Raw genomic sequence first — 6,180 nt, forward strand, 5'->3', positions numbered from 1 at the left:
AGCGGGCGTATGTGGCGCAAGACAAGCTGGAAACCCGGATCAAGGCAAAGGCGGCCGAACTGGGCTTTGCCGCGATCGGCATCACCCATGCCGATGCCGCGCCGAAGACCGTCGAACGGCTGCACCAGTGGCTCGCCGAAGGACGCCACGGGTCGATGATCTGGATGGCCGACCGTGCGCATCAGCGGCAGAGTCCGGCGAGCCTGTGGCCCGAGGTGAAGAGCATCCTCTCACTCGGCGTCAGCTATGCCCCGGCCGAGGACCCGATGCGCCTGGCCGATCAAGGACGGATCGGCCGCATTTCTGTCTATGCGCAGGGGGCGGACTATCACGATGTCGTGAAGCGCCAGCTGAAGGCGCTGGGCCGCTGGCTGGCGCAGGAGGCCGGATGCGATCTGAAGGTCTTCGTCGACACCGCGCCGGTGATGGAAAAGCCGCTGGCCGAGGCGGCGGGGCTGGGCTGGCAGGGCAAGCACACCAATCTGGTCAGCCGGGAGCATGGCAGCTGGCTGTTCCTGGGCGCGATCTACACGACGCTGGAACTGGAGCCGGATGCGGTGGCGCGCGACAGCTGCGGGCGCTGCGACGCGTGCCAGCGGGCCTGCCCCACGGACGCGTTTCCGGCGCCGTACCAACTCGATGCGCGGCGATGCATTTCCTATCTGACGATCGAACATGCCGGGCCGATCCCGGAGGAATTCCGGGTCGCCATGGGCAACCGCATCTATGGCTGTGACGATTGCCTGGCGGTGTGCCCGTGGAACAAGTTCGCGGCGGCGGCACAGGCGAACATGGCCTTCCACCCCCGCGCCGAGCTGACCGCGCCGGAGCTGGGGGACTTGCTGTCGCTGGACGATGCGGGGTTCCGGCAGGTGTTTTCAGGATCGCCGATCAAGCGGATCGGACGCAACCGGATGGTGCGCAATGCCGCGATCGCGGCCGGGAATAGCGGGGCGGCGGAGTTGGTGCCGGTGTTGCGCGGGTTGCTGGGGGATGATGATCCCGTCGTGGTGGAGGCGGTAGAGTGGGCTTTGGGGCAACTTGGCGGGTCTGACGCCTAGCCCCTGCCCTCCCGTTTACGGGAGGGGCGTGCCAAGCGTCACCGACATGCGCTTCAAATAGCGATGGCCCTGATGCTTATGCAGACCATCAGCCAAGCAACGCACCCCTCCCGTAAACGGGAGGGGATGGGGGAGGGCAAAGGTGTCTCACCGAGCCCCCACCCCAAAAATCACTCCACCCAATCCAAACCGATATCCTTGTACACCGAACGGTCCTCGTCCCAGCCCGGCTTGACCTTCACATGCAGGTACAGATGCACCTTCTGGCCCAGCAGCTCGGACAGCTGCGCCCGCGACCGTGCGCCGATCTCCTTGATCCGCACGCCGTTCTTGCCCAGCACGATGGCGCGCTGGGTCGGGCGTTCGACCAGGATCTGCTGGTGGATTTCGACCGATCCGTCCTCGCGCTCCTTATACGCCTCCGTCTCGACCGCGCTGGCATAGGGGAGTTCGGCGTGGAGCTGGAGATAGAGCTGCTCGCGAGTCACCTCGGCGGCCAGCGCGCGCTCGGTGGCGTCGGACACCTGATCCTCGGGATAGTGCCACGGCCCCTCGGGCATCAGCGAGGCCAGCCGGGTCTTCAGCTGGGGCAGGCCGTCGCCGGTCTGGGCGGAGATGAACCAGGTCTCGTCGAACTTAACGACCTCGTTCAGCTTTTCGGCATGGGTCAGCAGCCGCGCCTTGTCGGCGATATCGACCTTGTTGAGGATCAGATGCTTCGGCTCGGGCCGGTGGGCGATCGACTCGGCGATGGCGTGGATCTTGGGGCCGATGCCGCCCTTCCCATCCACGACCAGCGCCAGGATGTCGGCGCCCTCCGCGCCTTCCCAGGCGGCGGCGACCATCGCGCGGTCGAGGCGGCGCTTGGGCTCGAAGATGCCGGGGGTGTCGACCAGCAGAATCTGGGCATCCCCCTCGATCGCGACGCCAAGCAGCTTGGCACGGGTCGTCTGCGCCTTGGGGCTGACGATCGCGACCTTCTGGCCGACCAGCGCATTGACAAGGGTGGATTTGCCGGCATTGGGCGCGCCGACGACGGCGACGAGGCCGCAACGTTGTTCAGTCATGACCGCCAGCGGTACAGGTCCCGCCCCCTTCCCGCAACGGTCCGCCCACATGGACACAATGTAATGGTCGGATCACGGAACGGCCACGGCCCCGCGCGCATTTTTCCGGCCACGATTTCGAGTGATAGGAGAGACGTAATGAAGACCCTTCTCACCGCCCTGTCGGCCGCCGCGCTGCTGACCGTCGCTGGCCCGGCCTCGGCCAAGGGGTGCTTGAAGGGCGCGGCCGTGGGCGGCGTCGGCGGACATTTCGTCGGCAAGGGCCATGCGGTGCTGGGTGCCGCCGCGGGCTGCGCGATCGGTCATCACCGGGCCAAGGTGCAGGCCAAGAAGCAGGCGGCGGCCGCCAAGGGGCGGTAATTTCGGTTTCTGGGCGAGGTCGGGGGCGTGGCCTTCGACTTCGCTCAGGCTGAACGGCTGATTTGAAGGACAGCCGAACCTCCCACCCTCCGTTCAGGCTGAGCCCTTCGGCTGGCTGGCAAGCCAGCCGCTCAGGATAAACTTCGGCGCATAGCGCCGAAGTCGAAGCCCAAGGGAAAACCTCAAGCCTTCAACTTCGCCAGCATCGCCTTCGCAGCGGCCGTCTCGGCCTCCTGCTTGTTGGCACCCGTCGCGGTCACCTCCGCCGTGCGGCCGATCCGCACCGCCACGGTGAAGCGCGGCGCATGGTGCGGCCCCGAACGGTCGACCACCACATATTCGGGCGCCTTGCGGTTATGCGCGGCGGCCCATTCCTGAAGCGCCGATTTGGGATGCTGCGGCGCCTTGCCCTGCGAGTGGACCCGGTCGCCCCAGGACTTGCGGATGAAGGCGCGCGCCGCCTCCAGCCCCGCCTCGCGATACCAGGCGCCGATCAGCGCCTCCATCACGTCGCCCAGCACATTGTCGCTGTCCGACGCGCCATCGTCGCGCGCCTGCTTGCCCAGCCGCAAATGCTCGCGCACCCCCAGGTCGCGCGCGACATCGGCGCAGACCGCACCCGTCACCAGCGAGTTGAGGCGGCGCGACAACTGGCCCTCCGGCTCGGCGGGGAATTGCTCCCACAGCCATTCGGCCATGATGAGGCCCAACACCCGGTCGCCCAGAAACTCCAGTCGTTCGTAATTCTCGGCCGCCTGGCTGCCATGGGTCAGCGCGCGGTGGAAAGGCGCGGCATCGCTCGGCGCGCGCCCCAGGATTTCGGCGAGCCAGTCGTCCACGGCGCTCAAAATCCTTCTCCGATCCGGTTCCAGCGCGCGGCCGACACCCAGGTCCAGGGCTTGATCCACTCGGCCGAGCCATCGGTCGAGAAGAAGGTTACGGCGGCGCGCCCCTCCAGCCGGTTCATCGGGATCATGCCCATGCCGCGCGGAGGGGCAAAGCGGCTGTCCGCCGAGTCGTCGCGATTGTCGCCCATCAGGAAGACATGGTCGGCGGGCACGGTATAGACACCGGTATCGTCGGCCTCCGGGAAATTGCCCTGGTCGAGCACGTCATAGCTCTTGCCGTTCGGCAACGTCTCGCGGAACCGGGGATAGCGGCACACCGGCTTGCCCGCGACCGTATCGACAAACGGCCCGCATTTGTTCGCATCGAAATTGGGGGTCAGCGGCAGGAGGAAGTCGGCGATCCGCTGCTTCGGGATCGCCCGGCCGTTCAGGATCACCTGGCCCCCGCGCACCTGGATCGTGTCGCCGGGCAGGCCGATCACCCGCTTGATGACGTCGTGATCGTCCGGCTCGGGCGAGCGAAACACCACCACATCGCCGCGCGCCGGATCACGGCCCAGCACCCGTCCGGGCAGCAGCGGCAGGCCGAACGGGAAGGACCAGCGCGAATAGCCGTAATTCCACTTGGTCACGAACAGATAGTCGCCGATCAGCAGACGCGGCAGCATCGATTCCGACGGGATCACGAAGGACGTGACGATCAGGCTGCGCAGGATGAAGACGAACAGCGCCAGCTTCAGGAAGAAGCGCAACGTGTCCTTCGTCTCTGACTTTCCGGGCGACGTTTCGGATGATGTTTGCGGGGTGTCGGCCATCGCGACGGGTTCGCGCAAGCCGCCCTTGCCGTCAAGTGGCGCTAACGGGCGACCCGCGCTCTTTCGATCGCCCGGCAACACACCAAGCGAAATGTGCTTACGTCTATTCCTCCCCTGGCAGGAGAGGAATAGTGGGCCTTTCCCCCGAACCTCAATCCATCCCAGGGGAACCGCCCCGCCCTTCATCGGTACATCCCTGCATCCATGACCGATTTCATCCTCAACCTCATCGCCTGGGGCGGCTATTTCGGCATTTTCCTGCTGATGGCGCTGGAAAATATCGTGCCGCCCATCCCCTCCGAGGTCATCATGGGCCTGGGCGGCATGGCGGTCGCGCGGGGCAATATGACGATGATCCCGCTCATCCTGTGGGGAACGGCGGGCACGACAATCGGGAATTATGCCTGGTATGCGGTCGGCCGCTATATCGGCTATGAGCGATTCCGGCCCTTTGTCGACAAATATGGCCGCTGGCTGACGATGGAGTGGCGCGATGTCGAGCGGCTGCACCTGTTCTTCGTACGGCATGGCGGATGGGTGGTGTTCGTATTCCGCTTCATGCCCGCTTTCCGCACGATGATTTCGCTGCCCGCCGGGATCACGCGGATGCCGCTGGCCAGGTTCCTGATCTGGACCTTTGCGGGCAGTACGATCTGGAACGCCATCCTCGCCTATGCCGGCCTGTGGCTGGGCGCCAATTTCGAGGCGATCAACCGTTATGTCGGCCCCGCCGCCATCGCGATGACCGTGCTGATGGTCGGCGGCTATCTCTGGCGCGTCTTCACCTGGAAGCCACGCCGCGACCGCTAGGAACGGGGATGCGCGGTGCGGTAGATGTCGAGCAGGTGCGCGGCGTCGACCGCGGTATAGATTTGCGTCGAGCTGAGGCTGGCATGGCCGAGCAGTTCCTGAAGCTGCCGCAAATCCGCCCCGCGCCCCAATAGATGGGTGGCAAAGCTGTGGCGCAGCGCATGGGGTGTCGTCCGCCCGCCCAGCCCCAGCCGCTCGCGTGCGCCCTGCACCGAACGGCGAATGATCGCGGGCGATAGCGGGCCGCCCTTGGCCCCCCGGAACAGCGGCTCGCCGGGGGTCAACGGGTAGGGCGACTGGCGCGCATACTCCTCGATCGCGGCGCGAAGTTCGGGGAGCAGCGGCACGATCCGGGTCTTGCCGCGCTTGCCCAGCACGCGGATCGTCTCGCCCAGGGGGAGGATGTCGGCGGGCAGCGCCATCGCCTCGCCGATCCGCAGCCCGGCGCCATAGAGCAGCAGCAGCACCGCCCAGTCGCGCGCTGCGATCCATGGCTCGGCGGCGTTCTCGGCCATGTCCTCGCCCAGCGCCATGATGTCGGCCGGGGACTGGGGGCGCGGGAGGCTTCGCTTGCGGCGCGGGCCTTTCAGCGGAGGCGGCTCGACGCCGGTCCAGTGGAGAAAGGTCCGCACCGCCGACAATTCGCGCGCGGTGGAGGCGGCGGTAAGGCCCTCCCCCCGGCGCGCGGCGAGAAAGGCGCGCAGGTCGGTCGCCGTCACGCGGGCCAGGGCGGCGCCATCTATGGCCTCGCCCCAATGCGCCGACAGGAAACCGCAGAGCCGCTCCGCCGTGGCGACATAGGCGCGCACCGTGTGGTCGGAACGGCGCAGGTCGACGGTCAGGTGGCGGTAATAATCGGCGATCAGCGCGGTCATGGAGCGGGTCTAGGGGAATATGCCATCGGATTGAACCATCCCTCCGGTTCGTTTCCCAAGGCATTTTGCGTGGACCGGAACGTGGCAATCGACTTCGCTCAGGCTGAAGCAGCCCCGTTTAGAGTTGAAAGCGATCAGCATTGCACGGTTTTAGCCCCTCCCCTTCAGGGGAGGGGTTGGGGTGGGGCATCGCCATGGGCGTTTTCGTTTGCGGAAGCGCCCCCCGGCCCCTCCCCTGAAGAGGAGGGCTGAGTAGAGTTGATCGTTTTCGACTCTAGAGTGGCAATCGCTCGCCTCTGGCCACTCCCCTCCCTCAGGCGGGAGGGGATGGGGGAGGGAATGGA

General features: G+C 66.5%; 7 protein-coding genes. 3 read left to right on the plus strand and 4 right to left on the minus strand.

The features are described 5' to 3' along the window. The first annotated feature begins 11 nt into the window (after window positions 1–11). Entirely contained in the window at window positions 12–1,061 is a 1,050-nt protein-coding gene (gene queG / locus BSZ14_RS11860) for a tRNA epoxyqueuosine(34) reductase QueG (protein WP_076711064.1), read from the plus strand. 170 nt (window positions 1,062–1,231) lie between these two features. Here the strand turns inward: queG and era are convergent, their stop codons facing one another. Next, a complete protein-coding gene (gene era / locus BSZ14_RS11865) occupies window positions 1,232–2,128 on the minus strand; it encodes a GTPase Era (protein ID WP_042486524.1) in 897 nt (298 codons plus the stop codon). Window positions 2,129–2,266: 138 nt separating this feature from the next. Here era and BSZ14_RS11870 point away from each other — a divergent pair, with 138 nt between their 5' ends. Continuing rightward, a complete protein-coding gene (locus tag BSZ14_RS11870; protein WP_042486527.1) occupies window positions 2,267–2,488 on the plus strand; it encodes a hypothetical protein in 222 nt (73 codons plus the stop codon). A 182-nt stretch (window positions 2,489–2,670) separates the two neighbouring features. Here BSZ14_RS11870 and rnc read toward each other — a convergent pair whose 3' ends face one another. Continuing rightward, on the minus strand, window positions 2,671–3,339 hold the full coding sequence (gene rnc, locus BSZ14_RS11875) for a ribonuclease III (RefSeq protein ID WP_076711073.1): 669 nt from the start codon (window positions 3,337–3,339) through the stop codon (window positions 2,671–2,673). Next, the gene (lepB, locus tag BSZ14_RS11880; RefSeq protein WP_076711074.1) at window positions 3,333–4,151 is read right to left on the minus strand and encodes a signal peptidase I; all 819 of its coding nucleotides are present in this window, start codon (window positions 4,149–4,151) and stop codon (window positions 3,333–3,335) included. Before lepB ends, rnc begins: the two co-directional genes overlap by 7 nt. A 204-nt stretch (window positions 4,152–4,355) precedes the next feature. On the opposite strand from lepB, the gene BSZ14_RS11885 reads away from it, so the two are divergent. Next, the gene (locus tag BSZ14_RS11885) at window positions 4,356–4,961 is read left to right on the plus strand and encodes a DedA family protein (RefSeq protein ID WP_076711065.1); all 606 of its coding nucleotides are present in this window, start codon (window positions 4,356–4,358) and stop codon (window positions 4,959–4,961) included. Here BSZ14_RS11885 and BSZ14_RS11890 read toward each other — a convergent pair. Continuing rightward, window positions 4,958–5,836 carry a tyrosine recombinase XerC gene (locus BSZ14_RS11890; RefSeq protein ID WP_076711066.1) on the minus strand — a complete coding sequence of 293 codons (879 nt, stop codon included), beginning with the start codon at window positions 5,834–5,836 and terminating at the stop codon, window positions 4,958–4,960. The genes BSZ14_RS11885 and BSZ14_RS11890 overlap by 4 nt on opposite strands. Window positions 5,837–6,180: the final 344 nt, after the last annotated feature.

Origin of the sequence: Sphingomonas sp. Sph1(2015) (assembly GCF_001970915.1) — a bacterium.
In the GTDB taxonomy this organism is placed as follows: domain Bacteria; phylum Pseudomonadota; class Alphaproteobacteria; order Sphingomonadales; family Sphingomonadaceae; genus Sphingomonas; species Sphingomonas parapaucimobilis.